Source organism: Pseudoalteromonas sp. 11L1 (assembly GCF_055397545.1).
Genome location: NZ_AP041141.1, coordinates 2,077,875 through 2,099,521, shown reverse-complemented (window position 1 = coordinate 2,099,521; position 21,647 = coordinate 2,077,875). Strand labels below are relative to the sequence as shown.

The following is a 21,647-nucleotide window of genomic DNA, read 5'->3' as shown; positions in this document are numbered from 1 at the left end:
TGTTGCGATAAAACGTTAAAGCCAGCGTTTTACTCGTGATTTATAATCGTCAAATTGCTCACCAAATAATTTGTGGAGCGCCCGTTCCTCTGGGATTATTTGAAATAAGGTAATGTAAGCAATAAACCCTGCTACACCTAAAAAAGCCCACATTGAACCCAACCACACGCCCCAGCCTGCTAATATAAACGCAAAACCTAAATACATCGGATTACGAGAGAATTTATAAACACCTGAGGTAACTAAACTAGACGCTTGTTCTGGTTTGTTAGGTAGTACTGTTGTTTTAGCAAACCGGAAACTCACGACCCCAGCAATACAAAATATACACCCAGTAGCGACAAGTGCTAGCGAGAGATAAGTAATAAATGCGCTAAAATCAATCACGCTATAATGTGCAATCAGTGCCATTACAGCAGCAAAAAACACCACAACCACAACCGGTGGAATTTTATTATTTAACATACCTACTCCTTGTATCGATTAAAAAACTTCATAATTACTATATGGTGGCATCACAAATAATAACAATGACTTATCGAATATTTATAAATACAAATAAAGTTACAATTAATTAGCTTTATGAGCGCTTAATTATGGTTATAATTTAAGCTTAAATAAAAGTTAAAGGAAGTAATTATGTCTGGCACAACAATGATAGTTCTCATTGTACTTATTTCTGTAGGTTCGGGAGTTATTTACGATATGTATAAAAAGCACCTTGAATTTAAACATAAAGTACAGGACAACAATCAAGACGCACACAAACAACTAGCTGAGGTAACCGCTCAAGTGAGTGAACTTAAACAACGAGTACAAACACTTGAAGCCATTGTTACCGACTCAAGCTATAACGTAAAACAAGAAATAAACAAACTTTAATGTATACGTTACAAGTAATTTGGGTATAAATGTGCGTTTTCAGGCTGCTCAATGCCATGGGCAGCTAAAAAACCACCAATTGCTTGACCACACCCTTGCGGTGCTCTGCCACTGTCTATTTCAAAATTTAACTGATTCGCCTCTTGTTTACCCATTGAGCACAAACTAACTGAACTTGGCGAACGCATAGAAACACTTAACTCGCCTATTTGCTCCGCCTGTACATGCTTACTAAAACGTGCAAAACCTTGGTATTTAAAATGCTCGCTCACATAATCATTGCTTATAGCAACCAATGCGGCAATAAAACTATGTAAAAAGCTATTTGTTGTTGTATCCGGTGCTAAGAATGACAAAGTTTTGTTATTAAACTCACTCAGCTGGCAACTATCGCAATGAAGTTGAACCGTATACACCTGTTCACCGGTGATTATAGCTTGGCAGTTAATTAGCTCTATTTGGTTATCCGCAAACACAAGGCGCTCTATCAGCTCGTTCAATGAAATATTTTTAAACGATGTACTTTTAACAAGCTCGGGATTTTGTGCCATAACGGGTAAATCATGATGATTATTAAATGGCGTACTAGTTGCGCCTTGGTGTTGCAGCTGAAAAAGCTCTCTAACCTCATGTTCACGCGCCACTTTTAACGCTAAAAATGCAGTTTGAATAAGCTCTGAAGTAGGTAAGTTTTGCTCTACTGGCCAACGGCGACCAAACAATAGTTTTTTTGCTTTATTATCAGCACGGTAATTGTCGGGACTAAGTACTGCTACTTGCAAATAAACATCACTGTTTTTTTCAGCTGCTAACACACTAAAGTGGTTGGAAAAACTAATGTCGTTAAGTACTTCATTAACACTGGCCAGTGTATGCTTGTAACGCAAAAAATGCTGCGGAACAATCCAATTTTTATTAGCCAGTTGCACTAGGGGCGCATACGAAATGGGTTGCTCGTAGCTGTGTTGCCATTTTTGCCCATCACCTAATAATGACTCAATTTTTATATTGTTATCTGACATATATAAACCAAATAAATCTGCCCAGCGGCAAGATATTAACTATGAAGCACTTTACGAAGTTAATCATAAAAAACGATCACACTTTTTGTCAGTATTTAGCGTTCAAATACGTGTTGATACTCTGTTATAACTTTTTGATAGTAAAGTCTATCTTTATTGAGCATTCGGGTATAATGGTCAAGCAATTGTTGCTGATATTGATGGTGTTGAGAGTTATGTATATCCCACATGTTAGCCCCCGTTTTAGTGATAGTGCCCGTGGCATTAAAGCTGACTTGTAACACTTCGTAAAAACGCTTATTTTCAACAATAATTTGCTCGCTTTCGAGCTGCAAATTACACGCCTGTAAACCCGCACGTACCTTATAAAGGTGCATAATAGGGCAAATAATAAAACGAAGTTGTTTAAGGCTTTGTGGGTTATTAGCAATAATTTGCTGAATTAGCTTTAAACATAAATCGCCCCCTACTCCAGCAATAACAATTACTTGCTTAGCACCTGTTGGCAGTTTAATTTGCGCAACATCTTCGCAGCGCACTTGCCATGAAGGCAAAGACTTTACTTGCTCAAATTGTTGTAGCGACTGCTCAAGCGCTTCCGTTAACTCTGGAATAATATCAACAAAGTTTATTTGTTTGGCTATGCCGCGCTCAAGTAATGCCATACCTAAAAAGCCATGATCGCAACAACAATCCCAAACAATATCGTGCGGCTGTGTAATTAACGAATTGATGGCGTTTAAACGTTTACTCAGTTTCATTTAACTCACTATGTTTTTGTTTTGTACACCAATGCTTTTAAGCTTTTATCGCTATCAATTTCAATAAAGCGATCCGTAGGTTCTAGGCGTTTAACAAACTCAATAGCACCTTGAGTATGCTCTTCAATAAGTGCTCTAAAATCGTTTTCTGTAAGCTCAGGGCTATTAGCGCATAACAATAGCTGTGTAGTATCGTTTAAAAGCTCAGGAAGTCTGCGCAGCACTTTTTGATAGTCTTTAGTTAAAATAAAACTGCCTTTTTGAAAACTGGGCGGATCAACAATAATCAAATCAAACGGTGCTGCTTTTTTTAGCTTACCAAACGACTTTAAAATATCGTGCGGTAAAAAACTGACCCCACGATCGACATTATTGAGTTGGTGGTTTTGCTTACCCACTTTTAACACACCTTTGCTCATATCCATGTTCATCACATGATCTGCACCACCGTGCATAGCCGCAACCGAAAAACCACAGGTATAAGAAAACAAATTTAGTACTTTGGCGTGCTTACTATTTTGCATAACAAACTCACGGCCTTTTCGCATATCAGGAAAAATACCGGTGTTTTGCTTACTCATTAAATCAACCAAAAAACGCACCCCGTTTTCGGCTACGCTATGACGAACTGGCAGTTGACCGTGAACAAGGGTGTTATGGCTTTGTAGCCCAGCTCGCTGTTGATACACCAATGCAGTAATTAACTCTGGATGATGTTGTTGTGCCCATTGCCATAACGTATCGGTGAGTGCAGCGAGTGTTTCCTCGTCAATTTCACTGTATGACACCAAAAACAAACTTGGTGGGTAAAAGTCTAAGTTAATATGACTAAGCGCTTCCACACTGTGGCCACGCCCATGAAATACCCGGCAAAGCTCATTATCGGAAAAAGGCGTGTCTGCCAAAGCATTTATAAGGGGAGTAAAATCGGTTGTCATTTAATTAATCAACTGTTGTTGTAGTTCATGTATTTCGTCGCGCACTGAGGCGGCTTTTTCAAATTCTAAATCACTGGCATACGCATGCATTTTGGTTTCTAACTGCTTAATTTGCGTTGCAATTTCTTTAGCACTGAGGATTTTTTTAGAGTCTTTACGAATAAGCTGTAGATTGTCTTGCGGTGAGGCATCTTGGCCTACATCCATTACATCAAGTATCTTTTTAACCAAGGCACTGGGTTCAATACCGTGCTTAACATTATAAGCGTGTTGTATTTCTCGGCGTCGGTCAGTTTCTTCAATGGCTTTGGCCATCGATTTAGTCACTCTGTCACCGTATAAAATAGCGCGGCCATCAAGGTGGCGCGCCGCACGGCCTATTGTTTGAATAAGTGAGCGCGCTGAACGTAAAAAGCCTTCTTTATCAGCATCTAAAATAGCCACTAGTGCAACTTCTGGCATATCTAAGCCTTCACGTAGTAAGTTAATGCCCACTAACACATCAAATACACCGGCACGTAAATCACGAATAATTTCTACCCGCTCTACGGTATCAATGTCAGAGTGTAAATAACGTACTTTTACATTGTGCTCACTCAGGTAGTCAGTTAAATCCTCAGCCATACGTTTGGTAAGCGTAGTTACCAGCACTCGCTCTTTTGCTTCAACACATTTGTAAATTTCTGAGAGTAAATCATCAACTTGGTCGCCTACCGGGCGCACTTCAATAACAGGGTCAAGTAAGCCGGTTGGACGAATAACCTGCTCTGCAACTTCGCCGTTGCTGCGCTCTAATTCAAAGTCGCCTGGGGTGGCCGATACATAAATGGTTTGTGGTGCAATGGCCTCAAACTCTTCAAAACGCAGTGGCCTGTTATCCATAGCTGAGGGCATTCTAAAACCATATTCAACGAGGTTTTCTTTACGGCTTCTATCACCTTTATACATGGCACCAATTTGTGAGACGGTTACGTGCGATTCATCTATAATCATTAATGCATCGTCGGGTAAATAGTCCAGTAATGTTGGCGGTGGATCGCCAGGTGTACGCCCCGATAAATAACGGCTGTAGTTTTCAATACCAGAGCAATAACCAAGCTCGGTCATCATTTCTATATCGTATTGGGTACGCTGAGCTATGCGCTGCTCTTCTACTAACTTATTTGCGCTGAGCAATTGTGCTCTGCGCTCTTTGAGTTCTGCTTTAATTTTTTCTATGGCTTCGAGAATTTTTTCTCGTGGCGTTACATAGTGAGTTTTAGGATAAATAGTGGCACGTACTATATGTTTTTCTACCGCACCGGTTAATGGGTCAAAAATACTCAAGCGTTCAACTTCATCATCAAACATTTCCACACGCACTGCATAGGTGTCTGATTCTGCGGGGAATATATCAACCACTTCACCACGTACACGATATGTACCGCGACTAAAATCAATATCGTTTCGCGTATATTGTAGCTCTGCAAGACGGCGCAGCATGTCACGTTGATCGACCTTTTCACCTACTTTTAAAAGTAGCATCATTTTCATGTATGAATCAGGATCGCCCAAACCGTAAATTGCCGATACAGAGGCAACAATAATGGTATCGCGTCGCTCTAAAAGCGCTTTAGTGGCACTGAGTCGCATTTGCTCTATGTGTTCATTAATAGATGCGTCTTTTTCGATAAAGGTGTCGCTGGCTACCACATAGGCTTCAGGTTGGTAGTAATCGTAGTAAGATACAAAGTATTCAACCGCATTGTGTGGAAAAAATTCTTTCATTTCGCCATACAATTGAGCCGCTAAGGTTTTATTATGCGCCATAATAATAGTTGGCCGGTTTAAATCACTAATAATGTTAGCCATAGTGAACGTTTTACCGGTTCCCGTTGCGCCTAATAAGGTTTGCTGGGCCAGTCCGGCCTCTAAGCCTTCACACAACTGAGCAATAGCGGTTGGCTGATCCCCTGCGGGTTTAAATTTTGATACTAGCTGAAAATGATCGCTCAATGACTACACTCCTGTAATGCTTGACTGCTTAACGCTTCAATTTCTTTCATAAACCACTTGTAGGCTACAAGGGCTGTGAATAAATTACCAATGGCCGCGCCAATAAACAAGCCGATTAAGCCTGCGAGTTCGTTTCCGATATACGCAAAGGGAATATAAAAAACAAACAATCGAATAACGCTCAAAACTAAGGCGTTCATGGGTTTGTGTAAAGCGTTAAACGAGGAGTTTGATAAAATGATCACTCCTTGCAAGCCATAGCTTAAAGGAATGGTATAAATAAACAGCCTGATGACATCAACAACCGCTTGCTCTTTACCAAATATTTCACTAATGACGCCTGAAAAAATAATTAATACAATATAAATAACAAACTGCCACAACATTACAAACTTGAGCGTACCTAGGTAGGCATCTTTTACGCGAGAAAAATGACTTGCTCCAAAATTTTGGCTAATAAAAGGTGGTAAGGTCATCGACAAAGCTAATACCACTAAACTCGCTATTGATTCTATTCGGCTCCCTACTCCAAAAGCTGCCACAGCTTCGGGGCCATGATGAGCAACCAATGCGGTCATTACCGCCATAGCAACAGGGGTGAGCATGTTAGCCCCCGCTGCCGGTAAACCAATTTTTAAGATTTTACGAATTGCACCAACAATAGTTTGTTTGCCCGCTTTTAAACTGAGCAACTGCTTTTTAAAAATTAATATGTATAAAATAATCGCCACTGCAACTGCCCAAGCTATAACACTGGCAATAGCGGCCCCTTTAATACCTAATGCGGGAATGGGACCAAAGCCAAAAATAAGCATCGGATCGAGTACGGCATTAATAAGCCCAGCTCCACCCATAATAATGCTTGGTGTTTTAGTATCACCACTGGCACGCAGTACTGAATTTCCAATCATGGGGGTAATTAAAAACACACTACCCAAAAACCAAATACTAATATACTGATGAATTAACGGGAGTACTTGCTCCCCTGCCCCAAGCAAGGTAAATATAGGATCTATCAATAAATAGCCACAAGCAGATAAAACCAATACTAATATTACCGCTACCAACAACGACACACTGGCATCAAAACGCGCTTCTTCTATATTGTTACTGCCTAATGCTTTTGCAATAACCGCAGAAGTACCTATACCTAAACCAATTGCTAAACTGATTACAGTAAAAGTAACGGGAAATGTAAAACTCACCGCGGCAAGCGGCTCTGTACCCAATAAGCTAATAAAAAAAGTATCAACTATGTTGAACATCATTAAGGTTATCATCCCAAAAATCATTGGAACGGTCATTTTCTTTAGCGTAGGCAAGATTGGAGCGGTGAGTAAATCAGGGCGAGTATGTGATTGAGAATGTGCGCGCATAAAATAAATAAGCCTCTTTTACTGAACGGCATATTTTAAAGCATCCGAGCTGTTCAAGCCATGCTTTATTAAACCTAAACCATTTAATCCGCTTTTTATCAATAAACTATTATTTTTATGCTGTTGTAAATAAATTTCGCACAAACACATTAAAAACCAAATTAAATACATTTATATAACTTTTGCAACATTTAGCTTTTAGGTTTTGCTGATTTATTACACAGTTAGCGATAATGCTTTATCGTCACGAAAAATTTTATTTATCGTTTAGGTGGCTATCTAAGCTGAATCATAAGTCTTTGTTTTTAAGAACATAAAAAAAAAGCTTTTTAATACTTGAAATCGTTGTAGCGCCCTACAACGCTGGGGGTGCTGATGTTCTTAAAGTTTAATAAACAGAGTTATCCACAGAAACCGTGGATAACTCATTCAACCCCACGTTTATAAAGGGCTACAACGCGGTGCAAATTTAAAGGTGCTGTGATTTTTTTACGTTATCAATAAGCAAACAACGTTAAATGGAATTGTAACGCTTTGATATGGGATTATTTGTTTATTTAATGCAAATTGTAGCCGCCGACCAAAATTGGGTAATCGCACGGGTTACGTTGGGTAAATGTTAATTACCCAAGTAACTCGCGCGGGTTAGGATGGGTAAATACAAGAAATGCCGGAGCCTAAACAATTAAAAATATCTCCTCAATTGCTACTTTTGGCGAATCTTAAAACAGCAGTTAAACACCTTACCTAACAAATTTTTAAATTAAACTTCTATTTCTGTATACGGCAACGTTGGAGCGGCACCAACAATACGGCCATTTTCAACGTATGCCGCACCTGATTCAACGCTATCACCCAACACAACACTCTGGCTGCTATCACTATATTGAACGTGTGTGGTGCCGTTTGAGTTCACTGTAACCACAGTTACTATTGTTCGCTGCGTTCTATCAAGCAATGAGCCTAGGCGGTTGAGTGTGTTAGACATTGCTGATCACCTTTATAGTTTGGCTTACTGTGATAGCGCCTGATTCGCTAATACTTGCGCTTATATCCATATTGTCGCACGTTGCTTTGTAGGTAGAGCTGGCATATGTAACACCTACTAACATGCCTGGTCTAATAGGTGGTAAGTCGTTTAGTAACTTTGTGCGTATAGTGCTTTGCTGTTTGTTGCCACTGTTTGCAAGTTCATATGAGCCGCGCTGCCTTGCTGCTTGGTTATCTGTTATCAATGAGTCAACTACGTCACTTGCAAACTGCTCGCCTTGCGTTCCTGCACGTTTGATTTTACACGCTACGCCTTGCTGCTCACCGCGAACAAATACCGCGTTATGCGTTTGGTTAATTGTTTGACTTGTATTGTGCTCAAGTATTATTGAGTCGTTTAGTATTACATCACAAATAGCGTTTTCAGTATCCCAAGGCATAACAGGCCAAGCAGGTATAACTGAAACAGTTTTGTTAGCGCTGTCTATATCTAGCATTGCCCCTACCGACTTAGCAACACTTAAAAGCGCAGCTGCGGGGGTTAAATCAGTATAAGTAAATGCCCCTGTTGGTATTGGGTAATCTATCATTTTATTATCGAGTGACCAGCCTGTATTTACTAAAATATCAGACATGATCCCCGCTAACGTTTTAGCCGTTGGGTTGGCGTAGTTTGTTGCGCGAGCATATGGGGCTGATAAGAGCGCAAAGCGACCACGACAGCTTGCACTATAACTTGAATTTGCAAAGCGATTGGCAGTGCTAGGCTGCTCACAAATAACATAAAAATCGTAGCCGTTTATTGAGACTTTTAGCTCTTGGCCCAGGGCGCGTTCAAAGTCGATACGAGAACAAAACTTAAGGCTACCCGTAGCACTAAACTGGCTGCGAGATACTGAGTAATTTACGCTACTAATTAGTATTTTTACGTCGTCTGAAACACGCACGCAATTAATGGTTGGCTGCATGATATATGTATTCCTAATTTGAGGCTCGATAGGTATTTTTCTATCTATTGTTGGTATGTCATCATCACCGCGAACTAAACCACCTGGTAAGCCCCAATAACACACTTTATCAGGTGCATTGAAGCGCATTTTTATAGAGCCTGTTCGGGCTTGGTATGGGGCGTTAAAATCGAGTTTTACGTAGCCTTTAAATGGGTGTTCTCGCCAATAACAAATGTATTCTTTATCTGTTTGGCCGTAGTGGATTACCAGCTCTCTAGATGATAATGCAGGTTTTTCATGCCAGTGAAAAACATCATTATTTACTAAGGAATCTGTGTGATTCCAAGCGTTTTTAATCTCATTATTATCAATACTAAGATTAGCAAGCCAATTAGCATCAATTTCGTTATATTCAATTTCAGTGGTGATTTTATACGGCACTTGAATGTACGAAAATAAATACCCACTATTGCCCCATACCGATTCTATATTGGCTTGCTTTAATTCTTCGCGTTGCCAATTAATACCAATTAAAGAAGTGGCTGAGTCAGATATACAATATGCTGTTTCAAAATCACTTTTTAATATTTCTGTTCGCCAACCCAAAGTTTCATGCTGACTAATTAGAGCGTTATTTAACCAGCTTAAACCTGTTTCTATCCCTATGTTTGCTTGCAGTATCGGTAAAGTTGGCTTTACTGGGCCCGAATCATCAATAAACCTAATTACTAGCGGTGATACGTTAACTTTGTATTGTTTAGTAAAGCGAATTTTTAGTGTCTTGCTATTCCCTAAATATTCGCTTGATATTGAATTTAACGTCTCATTTCCATAACTAAGTTTAATTGGTGATTTATTAACTTTATACGGGTTAACAAAACGTAATTTCAGCATTGTATTTAAGGCTCGTAAGGGAGTGGGTTTTTAGGGTCGAAGTTGCTTAGATCTACCTGTATGCATTTAACGTTGTCGAAAACAGCCCCATCAAACTCATTATCGTCATCAAGCAAGACGCAGGTAATGTTTGCATCAATAGAATATTCAAGTGGAAGTATCGACTTAATAACACCTCCCAATGTTCTCTGATGATGACATAACACACCGGTTCTTCTGTCAAAAAGTTGAATACGATTTGAATTAGTGTCTGTATCAACTTCTAAAAAAGCTGAAAGTCTAAGGGTTTTAGGGGTGGTTTTTATAGCTGTAACTATCATTACCAGCTCTCCATATTAATATACAATTTAATATTGTTATTATTAGACCTGACAGCCAAATGGTCTTGACCATTAATGTTTGAAATCAATGGCCATGAACCTGATGCGCTTGTCTGAAACGGAACTAGTGCGTGTATAATTCCGGGTAACTTCCCCCTATATGAACCGTTAAAAAATGCATCTGAATAAATCAGAATGTCACCATAGTGCTCACAAGTATCATTGTTAGGAACATCTTTTAAGCGATTTCTGACGATTGGTCTGCAAAAATAATCCCTTGTATTTTCAGTGCCGTCTAAATCATATAGCTTTACTGATTCTGTAGTATCTGAATCGTTATAAAGTGAAAATCCAACGTTAAAAGAATTGTTATAACCAAAGTTTGATGTTGACGTCTGATCTTTTGGGTTTGTTCTGTCCGCACTTATAGCAAGCATACTTACTGTTTCGTTGGGATAATTTGCATCAAAGTCGCCTAAAAATAAACCATATTCATAGTGCGTATCATATTTAGCAATTGGTGCTGTAGGGTCAGCTGATATAAAATAAAAGGCTTTAGGAGTACCAATTAAAAACCAGTTTGTCCAAGATGTTTTTAACTGTATGTACTTTTGATATCCCTTTTTATTATAAATATCCCAATCAACCCAATGCTGGCAAGTGTTAACTCTCAATAATGTCTGAGAGTTATCTGTTCCATTGTAGCTATGAATTTGCACCTCATTTCCTGATGCCCCTTCTGCTATATTATTTTTAAAAACTACCCTTTGGTTTGTAGGATCTTCTGCGATGACTTCCCACCCAAGTGGCTGCTTACTCCCGTAGCCATCAATCAAGCATTTTTTGAGAATATCAATAACTTCACTTGGTTTAGCACTTGTTAATTGCGGTGCGCCGGGGTCATCCCAGCGATAAACTGTTACTGCTTGAGCCATTATTTAATCCTTATTCCCACGAAAAGATAAAGTAGAATTGTCGCGCACTATTTCTGAATGCCCGGGTGATACTGAGCGTGTAACCATAATTGGTTTACTAGCGGCTAGAGTCTCAAACAAAAACGCTTCGCCGGGGTTTAGTCCTGCGCCAAACGCTTCTTTACGTAAAATGAAATACGGTGCGCCTGCAAAGCTGTTGATAGGTGAGCAGTCGTTTAGCGTATCACCGCTGTATATATTGCCGACTGATTCCCCAATCACGTTGTAAGCTGTTGTTGAGGTAAAAACAATGGCCCAGCGCTGGGCTATTGCGCCTATGTTTGTGAGTTCAATCGGGTATTGAGTCGTGTTAATAGCGCTTGAGGCAGCTGCACCAAGATCACCAAAATTGTTTTGCCAAGCGGATAATGTGCGCTCATCTTTGGTTTGAGCCTGAAAGTCACCTAATACTTGTACGCTGCTCACTGTTGCGCCAGCTGGGTATGCACGGCTAAGGGGTGTTAATAAGCTAAGCTTATTACTTTCAATTCCATTAATTAACGCAAGCTCTGACTGGATTGCAGTAATAATGAATGGGGCCGAAAATGCGCTTATACCTGCATTTATTGCTATTTCACCTGTTGCTCTATCGTAACTGTAATTGTCATCACTTACAGACCACAAGCTAGCACCTACACTGTCAACAATATCAATAAAGTCAGCATTAGATAGCGCATTAATAACTTGCCCGTTGGTTAGCGTAGACGCTGTTGAACGCTCTCTGTTTTGCACACTTATTGGGTTAAAATTATGAAATATATTTACAATCCCACCACCAGGTAATGTTGAAGTGTCAAATTCGCCCTGCGGTGATGGTACTGTTGTTACTTCAACCTCATTGTAATCGTAGCTAATTGAGTCGGGTTTTATTCCCTCTGAAAACACCACATCAACATAACCTGTCTCGCTTACTGTGCCTGTAATATTAGTGCCAGTGATTGCACCGCTCAAATCGCTTGATGCGCTAAATGTTGCGCCTGTTTCTATTTCAAACGTAATGTAAAGTGAGTCTCTAACAAAGCTGGAATTTGGTAATTGCCATTGCTTTTTAGTTATTACACGATCACCTTTTATAATGATTGCACCTAAGTTGTTCTCAACAGTGCCATTGTAATCAACTGGATCAATTTCTGTTATTAACCCAGTTTCATAATCTATTTTTGCAAAAACATAACCTTCCGAAATAAAGTTACCATTCCCATCATCAATAAAAACACTATCAAGTCCCGCTTTTTTAAGCCTTACTGCCCCTCTTAAAACCTGTTCGCTAGCCGCAAGCGTTATATTTTGGTTTTGTGTAAAAGAATGAAAACGCATATCTTCGCTAGACATATAGCTGAGCGTAAAATATTGGCCTTTAGTCACAGCTGGTGAAAGCTGAGCAGAGACAATTCCATTTTCAAACGTGAGGTCTGACTGCTTCAACTTTTTGGTTAAAGTAATTAAGCGAGTACCTCCTGAGCTACCGTGACCACCGTAGTAAGTGTGTTGATATTCAGCAAAAAAATGAGGGTCATCATTCAACATATCCGGAACAGGTATATTAACCTCTGTTATGCTGCCAAAACTCTGAATACGCTTTGTTCTGTAAGTGCTAAAGGCGGGCTCTGCATCGGGTTTCAAGCCTACTTTAGTGTTTATTGATTTAACACTCGGCGTTAGTGAGCGGGTAATTGATTCAATTGAAATCTCTTGCCCTTCGCTACCTACTGCCGCAGTTAGCGTGCTAGTGCCGTGAAACTTGGTATCAGCAAGGCCCAATAAAGGCAGCATATCGCTAACTAAATCAGTATCTTTCAGCTTGATTGATTCAACCAGCAATACATTTACAAGCGCATCATCTGGCTGGTCGCTTAAAAATATGTGCGCGTCCTGCAGTCGGCTTGCATCATCAGTGCTTAGCGCCGGGTATAACTTCACCAAATCAAATGATGAACGGGCATGGTCAATGTCACTGATTGAGCTAAATACATCGTTAAGTTTACCGCTAACAATGGCGTTACTTGTTCGGTGTCCGCCTGCGTGTAGCTCGTTACCTATGCGCTGTGGCTTAAATATTTTTAAATCGGTTCTTTGCATTATCGGGCCTTTAAACAGTTTTTAAACGTAGGTTTACGTTTTGAAAATAGGTAGGTGCGGAGTCTGAAAAATGCGTATGCGGTGTACCCTCTACCGGCTTTTGGCTGTGGTCCCACACCACAGTAAATGCAGTGCCGCGTATTGTTATTTCAAACTGAGTTAGCGTTGTGCTGGCGTGTTCAAATAACGGGTTAAACACGCTGGCCGCTTCAAAGTCACTGTACAAATTGATTGAGCGCCCAGCGGGTATAATCGTTTTTTCTATGTGCTGCGCACCATTAAGGGCACGTTCTGACTGCTCAGCAACGGCGCTGTAATCGAGTTCGTCTAACCAAACAAAGTTATCTAATTGCTGGGCGTTAATTACTATCATTGTGTATTACTCAGTTGCTCTAATGTTTGTAAAAAGCGTTCTTCAAATTCACCATAAATGAGCTGTTTATTTGGCAGAACAAGCTCTAAACGCACTGTTTTAAATGCGTTACTGTTTCCAGCATTCGCAACTGGCTGGGCCTTTAAAGCGGCTGTTAGCTCCTTTACTACTGAGGCTAAGCTGTTTAAAGCGCTATTAGATGCCGCATTAGAGCTTGTATTATTCTGCGAATACGTGGGTGCTTTTGGTGTATAAGTTTGTGTGGGTGCATAGCTAGGCGTGTAAGCCGGTGTTTGACTTACTTTATTGCTGGGCTTTAACGCTTCACGTCGTGCTTTAATTGCATCGTTAATTATTTTTTTATTTTCAGTGCCTAATCGACTAAGTTGCTGGTTAAGCTCTTTATAAATTTTATCAAGATCGGCATTCGTTTTGGCGGATGCAACACTTCTTTGGTACTTATCCAAATGCCCAGTTTCATAACCCGCTCTTTGTCTTTTGTTACGTTCGGCTCTAATCTCTGGTGTATCTAAGTCATATGCATTTCGACCATTCTTTTCTTGATAATCGACTACTTGGCTAACGCTTGCGCCTGACGTTTGACTTCGTTGGCTGTAGTAACTTTGAGCGCTTTGTGATGCATTTTGGTATGAGCGAGATACATTATCTAATTGTCCTATTTGCTCGCGTAGGCTTTTAGTTGCAGAGTCACTTGCCCTGGCTTGCTCTTTAGTTGCTTGAGTGCCTGCTTTGGTTGATGTTGTTGCGGCATCTTGTGCGTTTTTAAAGTCACCTAATAAGTTATTTACAACGGCTAGTACATCGCTTAAACGCTCTTTTTGGTAATTGTATTCTTGAGCCGTTAACGCGCCCGATTGATAACGACTATTTAACCGCTCAAGCTCTGCGGTTACATTACTTTGTTGGCGCTGTAATTCGCCCAGGCTTGCAAGCTCTAACTGCTGCACTCGGGTTAAATCGTTTGTTTGATCAGCTAAGCGTTGTTGCTGAATAGTAAGTGCCGCTTGGGCTTGGGCTTTTTGCTCAGCGGTAGCAGTGCTGCTTGCCATTACTTGCTGATTAGTAATAATTGCTGAGCGGGTTTGTTCAAGTTCACGAGCAAAGCGATTTACTGCGTCGCTGTTAGTGTCTGTTACTGGCTTAAGTGCGTTGGCCTTTTCTATCAGCTTGTCTAGCTCTTCGGTAAGCCCAAGCGCGGCAGCTGCGGCTTCAATACTTGAGGGCACTGTTTGGTCAGTTGCATCAGCTGCTTTTATTGCTGCCTCGGCCCATTTTAAATACGCTTGTTGCTGAATAGCTAAAGGTTGTTCAGACTCTTGCATTAACTCATACGCGGCACGTAGCTTATTAGCGGTATCGTCTAGCGCTTTAACTGAGGTTAAGCCTAATGCTTCGTAAGCTTTACCCACATCACCTGCAAATATTTTTTGACGCTCTAATAGCTCGCCATGCTCTGTAAACTTAACTTTTAGTGCATCTAATACAACTAATTGGCCCTGGTATTGTTCACCGGCGGCAATAATAGCAGCACGGGCCGATTCAATACTTTGTAAAAAGCCGTCAACGCCTACTGTTACACCGTCAAGCGCGGTGGCTTGCTGTTGTAATGACTCAATGGTTTTAATGGCTTCGGGTAGTGTTAGGCTTAAAAACGCCTGGCGTTCTTTTTCTGCTGCTAGGGTTTTAGCTGTGGACTCAGCTAACTTTTGCTGCTGGTACTCAATATTTACATAACGGTTGGTTACGTCATCCCATACAAGGGTGCCTGCCTCTATCAACGCGTCTAACTCGGCCATGTTAGTAATAACTAAGCCGGTTGAGTCAGATAATGATTTTAATTCATCGGTGAGCAATTGCGCTTGCTGGGCTGATTGCTGTTGTGACTTGCGTAGCGCCTCTTCGGCTACGAGTAAGTCTTTGTATAAAAAACCAACCTCAATTAATTCGCTAATTAACCAGGTATATAACCCCGCTTTAGCAACTGTTTTAAGGGCAGTGCTCCATTTTGCAGCGGCTATACCTGCGGCGTTAGTGGCTACAGTGGTGGCACCAATGGCCGCTGTATAGGTTCTAAGTGAGGCAATGGCCGCAGTGGCACCACTTATTACACTTGTAAAATAATTACCTACTTTTAGTGCAAGCCATACTTTTGCAACGGCGGCTATTTCTTCGCGGTATTCGTAAAGCGTTGTTGCAGCGCCTTTAATTGCTTCGCCCGTACTTACAATGGTGTCACTTATTTTTTGCGCCCACTCTTGCAAGCGCCCATCTGCGGCCATGGCTGCAAACTCAGTATTAAGCGCTGTTATATTGGCTTTTAACCAATCCATAGCGCCACTTTGCGCTATTAGGTTATAAAACTGCTCCATATTGTCTTTAGCGTTTGATACCTGCCCGCTAAAAAGCGCCATTTGTGCAGCGGCTGAGCCAGCACTCGCGCGGCCCATTTCATCTATTAAACCTTTTATTACATCACGGCCTAACTGGCCTGCACTTGATAGCTTTTGCAGCTCAACGGTATTTTTACCCGTGCTTTTTTCTAATAGCTCCCAAACAGGTATACCCCGTTCAATAAGCTGTAGTATTTCTTCGCCTTGTAACTTTTGTTTTGCCCAGGCTTGGCCTAATGCCAGGCTTACGCCTTCTACTTCTTGAAAACCACCGCCTAACTTTAAAGCTTGGTCGGTAATGGCCTGCATGGTGCCATCCATTGGATCAAGGCCAAAGGCTTTAAGCTTTACAAACGCCTGGCTTACTTCACCCATTTGCAAAGGGGTATTTTTGGTAAAGTCTTTTACCCACTCAGTGGCTTTTTCTCCACCAGCTATACCGCCCATTAGCGCCTGCATTTGCACGCCTAAATTTTCAAACTTATCGCCTGTGGTAAATACTTGGGTTACTGCTTGGGCCACACGGTCAAGCCCCACATAAGCTGCGGCTAATGCGGTTACTTTGCCTATAATGCCGTCTAAACTTTGCGCTTGGGCACGTTGCGCTGTGGTTCCTGTGCGTAAGTTATTGCTAAATTTATCAACTGAGCGGCCTGTTTTATCAAACTGGGCTGCTAAATCGCGTTTGGCTGCGCGTAGATTATTAGTGTCTAGGTCTGATTTTTTAAGGGCATTTTGTAGTGCTGCGTGCTTACTTGTTTGCTGGGTAAGCTCGGTGCGCATTTGGGTTAGATCTTTTTCGGCGGCATCGAGTGAACGTGCAAGCTGCACAAATGGTTTATCGGTGTTTTTAGCTTCGGCTTGAAGTTTATCAAGGGCGAGCGCCGCAGCGGTTGTGGCTATTTCTTGTTGTTCTAATTTCTGTTTTGATTGTTCAAACGCGCGAATAAGATCAGCTTGGTTAGCTAACCCATCTAATTCCTTAGCAAGTTTACCGGCTGTTTGACCAGTTTGTTTTGCACTAGTGTCGGTTTTATCTAGTGAATCACTGAGGTTTTTGGCTGCTGGATTAGCGGCATCGGCGCTTTGCTCAATATTTTCCAGCTCTGTTACTAGCTGCTCAATATTTTGCTTGCCAGTGGCTTCGGCAACAATGCGTAGGGCTAATTCTAGGGTTTTATTTGCCATGGCTTCAACTCAGTTTAAACACGGTTTAAAGGGGGGAATAAAGGGGCGAACGCCCCTTTATAAATACGCTTTGCAGGTTGTTAGGCGTCTATCTCGTCAATGTAGTACGGCTCTGTTTTGCCTGTTACCAGTTTGGCTGTCCCTTCAAGGGCAGCGGTTACAAACTCTGAGCTTGCTAAATCAAGCTCAGAGGTTGGCATCATTGAAGTGTCATAAATTTCAAAGTTAACTTGCTTACCATTGGCTAGGTTTGTACCCTCACCAAAAATACGTAAGCGCGTTTGTGACACCGTTGCACCGTTAATGCGTTTACCAGTGCGAGCGTTGTAGCTACCTGTTACGGTAATGCTGCCGCCGGCATCTAATGCACCGCCTTTAATGGCGCGTATCATACCCAGGGCAAAATTAAACTCGTAATCAACACCGACAGACAAGGTTACAGTGGCTTGTTTTACCACTACATCGTTTGTAAAGTTTTGCCCTGGTACTGAAACCCACGATTGGTTAGTAGGCATGGTTACGGCTTCGTCGGTTAATGTTCCGGCTGCGTCGTTAATGGCGGCTACATCGCCCATAAGTGCGAGCGCAATCATTTCTGCTGGCTGATCGTCAAACTCCCATGTAATAACGGTTGGCTTACCTATTTTTACGTCATCAAGTGTTTGGCCTTTGCTGGCTTTTTTATTTGATGTACGTACAACCGAATCGGCTTCAGCTTTAATGCCTAGCTTAGTGGTGTTGATTGGACCAAAAATTTGGCCGGTGCTTACGCCTTGCTCGTTTAAACGGTCTACAAAAATGTTGCCCGCTAGTAAAATACCGTCGCTCATATTAAAGCGCTCCTTTAAGTCTCATTTGACAAGTAAAAGCCAGCGGGTAATACGCATGGCCTTTGGTGAATTGTGGTTTAGCTGGGGTGTTTACTCTAAGCCATGGCCCCGTGCCGTTAAGCACTTTGCCCGCCATAGCGCGAATAATGTTAGTTAGGTGCTCACCTGCATTTGTGTCTTGCTTACGCACCACCAGTACAACAATCCATGTTTGGGTTAGCTGCATTAAATAGCCGGCGTTTTTACTTTCTGGTAAGTTATCGCCGTAGTACATAAGGTGAATACTGGGGGTTGTTTGGCGGTCTTCTTTTACGTCGGCTAGTTCGTCGCTTAGGTAAACACGCTTAATGCCTGGTACTTGTTCAAGTGCCTGTTTAAGCGGGTTTTGAGCGGCAAAATAGTCGGTGGTAATTTCAAACATTAAACAAACCCCTTTGACTTTTCACGTGAAAACACAGTGCCTGAGCTTTGTATGGTGGCGGTGTCTTGCACTTTTGCGTCCTCGCCTAGTGCATTAACCCCAATGCTTAACTCGCCTTTAGCCACTGAGTTTAAAAACTTTATTGCGTCCTTGTATCGCGTTTCTATGTGCTCTGGGGTGTCGTTTGTGCCTAACTTATAACGAGCAATATCACAACAAAATTGCTCAAGTAGGTTAGGAACCGTTACAAGCGGCAATTCGTAACGTCCAGCTAAATAGCCGTTAATCATGTCGCTTGCATCGGTAATGGCCTGCTCAATAACTGCGGTATTAATTACATCAGCGGGGGCATCGTCGCGCTCACTTAAATAAATAAGTTCTTGCTCGCCAAAACGCTTTTGCATTGCGGCTATTGTTGCGTAGGCCATTTACTCGCCCTCGCCTGTTTTGGTTGCTTCTTGTAGCCATTGCCACGCTAAATCACGAGTAAGCGCAGGCACTTTAACTTTAACTACCTCCCCCTCATTTTCGCCTGGTGCCTCATAGGCAACCTGAGCACAACTAGGTTGCTCTGCAAACTGTGCATCAATCATTAAGGCAATAACGGGTTGCAGCTCAATGGGCGCTTGGGTGGTGTCAACTTGAGCGTAGAGTTTAGGGGCATCTAAATTTGTACCCATGTTATCTGCGTCCAGCTGTGGGTTCTGCGCAGTACTCGCATCGAGCGGTACAGCTTGCACCGATAAGCGTGGATCATTTTCAATTGCTTCAAGCTGCTGTTGCGTAAGCGCTTCAGCTGAAATAGTTTGCTTTCCGCTTGTGTGGGCAATGCCACCGCGACGGTAGCCCGTAGGCTGCGTGCAATGCACAATGATAGACGCAAGCGCAGTAAGCTTAAGGTTTTTAGCCATTTCATTATTACTCCTGGTTTAAAGTATGGGGCTATACAGCCCCGTACTTAATAGGGTTTTATGGTTGGTTAAAGGTAATCAGCTACTAGCAGCTCTACACGGCCTTTAAGTTCGTTTGAGCTGTTTGAATCAAGCTCACGCTCTAGCATGCGGGTTGCTAGCTTTTCCATGCTTGCTGGTACAACTAACATGGTTGGCTTAATACCCAATTTACGGCCACCATCGGCAGTAAAGCTGCGCATTTTTTCGATGCTGTCCCATAGGTTATCTGGCGTTAATGCACGTTTATTAGCAAAGGCAAGCTGCCAAAAACCAAAGCCTGCGGCATCACGGCAATCAACGCCGTAACGGTATTCTTTGCGCGTGAATACGGCTTCGTCGTCCATTTTTGTCATGGCAAGCAAGTTAGGCTTTTTACGCTCTTGGAAAATGAGCGGCTTAAGCGCTTTTGAGGTATCGAGTACGTACCAAGCATCCCCTGTGTAATCAACATCAGCCGCCATATTTGCAGTAGAGACCGCTGTACCTGTGCCATCGGCATTTGGGTAAACAGGGTGCTCTTCATCGAAATAGTTTTGCCCGTCGTAACACAGCGTTGTAAAACCTGCCGCTAATAACGGGAAAATCATTTCATCTGGGTGAATGGCCGCCGCGTTACCCATTTCTTTAAAAATAGGTGAATACACGCCTAGGTTGTCGTCTTCAATGTCGTTGCGGTCTACGCCTACCGTTGACTCGTAATCGTCGTTGGTAATGGTGTACGCCTGCGACTTCATACTTTGAATATTTCGATCACCAATCCATTTAGCCAGGCTTGGGAACTTACCCAACCAGCCGTAGGTATTACTGGCCGATGTAGATTTGATTACACTGGCAATTTTATTAAATTGCGGCTCTGCTTCTGATTTACCTTGTTCAAACTCGGTTTTAAAACCAGTAAACAAAGCAGTTAAAAGTGCTGGGGTCACTAAAGCCATTAGTTTTGCTCCTGTTTAGCTTTTGCATAAGCAGCATGACTAAGACCTAACTGATCTGCTGCATACTTGTCTTCTGCGGTGAGTGCTGCTAAGCCGTCTTTATTTTGCTCTGGCTTAGGTGCGTGAGTGGTTTGCTGAGCCGTTAAGCTTGCAATAGGTGAACGGGCATCTAACACCGCTTTTAGCGCAACAACGCCTTGCTGACACCCTAAGCTCGTTAAGTATTTAACTTCGCTGGCGATAATGCGGCCATCTTGTTTAGCCTTGCTAATTTCCTGCTCAACCGTTTGGGTGTCACTGGTGCTTTTAAGGGCAACCATTTCAGTGTGCAATGCGTTGTAGGTTTCAACCGGCACGTACTTAGCTAAATTAACCTCATTAGGGCTATTTGCTTTTAGTGCGGCAACGGCATCGTTGGCGTTACTTAGCTCGGTTGTGAGCGTGTCGGCTTCGTCGGCTTTGGCCTTTAAAGCAGTAAGTGCTGTTGTTGCTTGGGTGTAGTCTGCATCGGTGATTTTGTCACCATCCACAGTAATACCTAGCAAGCTCAGCAATTTTTGAGCTGCATTCATGGTGTTTTCTCCATTGTTAACATGGGTTTTAGAAGCTTTTAAAACCGCTACTTTGTCCATACCGTCTACCGCTGGGTCGTTGGTAAGGGCAAAGTGGCGTAATTTGGTTGGGCGGCCTGTTTGTTTGTCGTAATGAAAAACAGGACTTATAAAGCGGTATTCGTCGTTTTTTAGGTGTGCGCGCGCGCTAGGTGTCCAGCGAACATTAAGGGCATAAAGCCCCTCGCCTGGCACATACTCTAAATCGCTTGGGTTAAACCAACCACTTGCTGGGGCTGGCTTGCCATTTTCTTCTGCGTGTAGGGTTTGGTGCTCGTAGTCAAAGTGGTAGTCGTTAGTGCGGGTGCCTGCGGTGCTTTTAAGTAACTCAAATGCGGCTTGGTCTAGTAACCAAGCATTAGCAGGCACATCGAATGGGCGGCCATCGTGTGATTTAAAATAGCCGTCTGGCATCACCATTACACGCTCGCTTATACCTTGCTCGTTAATTTCGCTTGCAAAGCGACACGCAGCAAAGCCTAAATCGGCAGGTTTATTTGCTGATAAAACAGCAAGCGCCGATGTAAGTGAGGTGGTTTCAAGTAAACTTTGTTTGGTAAATGGTTTTTTCATGACTAAGCACAGTTTGAATAATCTGTGCTCAGTATGGAGTTAGATTTGTTTTGGTTGGCCGTGCGGTGTTTCGGGAATTTATAAGGGATTTGCAGACTAAAATAGAGTTATAAGTTTATCACAGTAAAACAGGAGTCAACATTAACAATGCAACCCTGTTTAAACTCTGTT

Annotated in this window: 20 protein-coding genes; 1 reads left to right on the top strand and 19 read right to left on the bottom strand. The window is 42.0% G+C overall.

Going from position 1 to position 21,647, the window contains the following annotated elements; all coding sequences use genetic code 11:
* Positions 1 to 15: 15 nt before the first annotated feature.
* A complete protein-coding gene (locus tag ACZ5WS_RS09910) occupies positions 16 to 465 on the bottom strand; it encodes a methyltransferase family protein (protein WP_138607740.1) in 450 nt (149 codons plus the stop codon).
* Positions 466 to 639: 174 nt separating this feature from the next.
* Here ACZ5WS_RS09910 and ACZ5WS_RS09905 point away from each other — a divergent pair, with 174 nt between their 5' ends.
* A complete protein-coding gene (locus ACZ5WS_RS09905) occupies positions 640 to 882 on the top strand; it encodes a hypothetical protein (RefSeq protein ID WP_010388451.1) in 243 nt (80 codons plus the stop codon).
* Between the two features lie 8 nt (positions 883 to 890).
* On the opposite strand, the gene ACZ5WS_RS09900 is transcribed toward ACZ5WS_RS09905, so the two are convergent.
* The 18 genes from ACZ5WS_RS09900 to ACZ5WS_RS09815 all read right to left on the bottom strand — a co-directional run bounded on the left by ACZ5WS_RS09900 (position 891) and on the right by ACZ5WS_RS09815 (position 21,476).
* A complete protein-coding gene (locus ACZ5WS_RS09900) occupies positions 891 to 1,904 on the bottom strand; it encodes a hypothetical protein (RefSeq protein WP_138607738.1) in 1,014 nt (337 codons plus the stop codon).
* 95 nt (positions 1,905 to 1,999) lie between these two features.
* A complete protein-coding gene (locus tag ACZ5WS_RS09895; protein ID WP_464708210.1) occupies positions 2,000 to 2,665 on the bottom strand; it encodes a tRNA (adenine(22)-N(1))-methyltransferase TrmK in 666 nt (221 codons plus the stop codon).
* 8 nt (positions 2,666 to 2,673) lie between these two features.
* Positions 2,674 to 3,603, bottom strand: a complete 930-nt coding sequence (locus ACZ5WS_RS09890; RefSeq protein ID WP_178956274.1) for a class I SAM-dependent methyltransferase — start codon at positions 3,601 to 3,603, stop codon at positions 2,674 to 2,676.
* Entirely contained in the window at positions 3,604 to 5,598 is a 1,995-nt protein-coding gene (gene uvrB / locus ACZ5WS_RS09885; protein ID WP_178956275.1) for an excinuclease ABC subunit UvrB, read from the bottom strand.
* Positions 5,595 to 6,974 carry an MATE family efflux transporter gene (locus ACZ5WS_RS09880; protein WP_290170730.1) on the bottom strand — a complete coding sequence of 460 codons (1,380 nt, stop codon included), beginning with the start codon at positions 6,972 to 6,974 and terminating at the stop codon, positions 5,595 to 5,597. The genes uvrB and ACZ5WS_RS09880 overlap by 4 nt, the downstream gene beginning before the upstream one ends.
* Positions 6,975 to 7,737: 763 nt before the next feature.
* Positions 7,738 to 7,962, bottom strand: coding sequence for a hypothetical protein (locus tag ACZ5WS_RS09875; protein WP_464708201.1), 225 nt, complete (start codon positions 7,960 to 7,962; stop codon positions 7,738 to 7,740).
* Positions 7,955 to 9,808: a hypothetical protein gene (locus tag ACZ5WS_RS09870; RefSeq protein WP_464708198.1), complete on the bottom strand. Its 1,854-nt coding sequence runs from the start codon at positions 9,806 to 9,808 to the stop codon at positions 7,955 to 7,957. The genes ACZ5WS_RS09875 and ACZ5WS_RS09870 overlap by 8 nt, the downstream gene beginning before the upstream one ends.
* Before the next feature lie 5 nt (positions 9,809 to 9,813).
* Positions 9,814 to 10,128, bottom strand: a complete 315-nt coding sequence (locus ACZ5WS_RS09865) for a hypothetical protein (protein ID WP_464708196.1) — start codon at positions 10,126 to 10,128, stop codon at positions 9,814 to 9,816.
* Complete coding sequence (locus tag ACZ5WS_RS09860) at positions 10,128 to 11,063, bottom strand: hypothetical protein (protein WP_464708193.1); 936 nt, start codon at positions 11,061 to 11,063, stop codon at positions 10,128 to 10,130. The genes ACZ5WS_RS09865 and ACZ5WS_RS09860 overlap by 1 nt, the downstream gene beginning before the upstream one ends.
* Positions 11,064 to 11,066: 3 nt before the next feature.
* Complete coding sequence (locus ACZ5WS_RS09855) at positions 11,067 to 13,181, bottom strand: hypothetical protein (RefSeq protein WP_464708191.1); 2,115 nt, start codon at positions 13,179 to 13,181, stop codon at positions 11,067 to 11,069.
* A 10-nt stretch (positions 13,182 to 13,191) separates the two neighbouring features.
* Positions 13,192 to 13,554 carry a hypothetical protein gene (locus ACZ5WS_RS09850; protein ID WP_024604960.1) on the bottom strand — a complete coding sequence of 121 codons (363 nt, stop codon included), beginning with the start codon at positions 13,552 to 13,554 and terminating at the stop codon, positions 13,192 to 13,194.
* Positions 13,551 to 17,153 (bottom strand): tape measure protein, encoded by a 3,603-nt coding sequence (locus ACZ5WS_RS09845; RefSeq protein ID WP_464708185.1) that lies wholly within the window; start codon positions 17,151 to 17,153, stop codon positions 13,551 to 13,553. The genes ACZ5WS_RS09850 and ACZ5WS_RS09845 overlap by 4 nt, the downstream gene beginning before the upstream one ends.
* Before the next feature lie 80 nt (positions 17,154 to 17,233).
* Positions 17,234 to 17,983, bottom strand: coding sequence for a phage tail tube protein (locus tag ACZ5WS_RS09840; protein ID WP_464708184.1), 750 nt, complete (start codon positions 17,981 to 17,983; stop codon positions 17,234 to 17,236).
* A 1-nt stretch (position 17,984) separates the two neighbouring features.
* Positions 17,985 to 18,404 carry a phage tail terminator protein gene (locus ACZ5WS_RS09835; protein WP_008172265.1) on the bottom strand — a complete coding sequence of 140 codons (420 nt, stop codon included), beginning with the start codon at positions 18,402 to 18,404 and terminating at the stop codon, positions 17,985 to 17,987.
* Positions 18,404 to 18,832 carry a gp436 family protein gene (locus tag ACZ5WS_RS09830; protein ID WP_464708180.1) on the bottom strand — a complete coding sequence of 143 codons (429 nt, stop codon included), beginning with the start codon at positions 18,830 to 18,832 and terminating at the stop codon, positions 18,404 to 18,406. Before ACZ5WS_RS09830 ends, ACZ5WS_RS09835 begins: the two co-directional genes overlap by 1 nt.
* Positions 18,833 to 19,315, bottom strand: a complete 483-nt coding sequence (locus tag ACZ5WS_RS09825) for an HI1506-related protein (RefSeq protein ID WP_464708177.1) — start codon at positions 19,313 to 19,315, stop codon at positions 18,833 to 18,835.
* Positions 19,316 to 19,383: 68 nt separating this feature from the next.
* Positions 19,384 to 20,292 (bottom strand): Mu-like prophage major head subunit gpT family protein, encoded by a 909-nt coding sequence (locus ACZ5WS_RS09820; RefSeq protein WP_464708172.1) that lies wholly within the window; start codon positions 20,290 to 20,292, stop codon positions 19,384 to 19,386.
* Positions 20,292 to 21,476 (bottom strand): phage protease, encoded by a 1,185-nt coding sequence (locus ACZ5WS_RS09815; RefSeq protein WP_464708168.1) that lies wholly within the window; start codon positions 21,474 to 21,476, stop codon positions 20,292 to 20,294. Before ACZ5WS_RS09815 ends, ACZ5WS_RS09820 begins: the two co-directional genes overlap by 1 nt.
* Positions 21,477 to 21,647: the final 171 nt, after the last annotated feature.